A 273-nucleotide genomic window follows, 5' to 3' on the forward strand; every position below is an offset into this window, starting at 1 on the left:
CTGGGTGGAGGTGCGGCTGATGACGCACACCGCCAAGGGCATCACGGACAAGGATTTCCAGCTCGCCCGCAAGATCGAGGAGGTCGTGCAGTGGCAGCCGGGGGCCGAGGGCGGCGCGTTGGAAGGCACGCCGCGCGACGACCTGCGATTCTCCTACGTCAAATACGACTGAGACCCGACGGGACCGGAGTCCGGACGGCCGCCGCGGCGCGGCCCCGCATGGATTCGGTCCCGACACACGCCTGATCCGAAAGACGCAGAACACGCCCATGG

The 273-nt window shown here is 68.1% G+C and carries 1 protein-coding gene; it reads left to right on the top strand.

All coding sequences use genetic code 11. From position 1 onward, the window contains the following. The first annotated feature begins 10 nt into the window (after positions 1–10). On the top strand, positions 11–172 hold the full coding sequence (locus JT719_RS25715) for a 4a-hydroxytetrahydrobiopterin dehydratase (RefSeq protein WP_423227991.1): 162 nt from the start codon (positions 11–13) through the stop codon (positions 170–172). Positions 173–273: the final 101 nt, after the last annotated feature.

The organism is Sabulibacter ruber (genome assembly GCF_017355955.1).
Taxonomy (GTDB): domain Bacteria; phylum Bacteroidota; class Bacteroidia; order Cytophagales; family Hymenobacteraceae; genus Nibribacter; species Nibribacter ruber_A.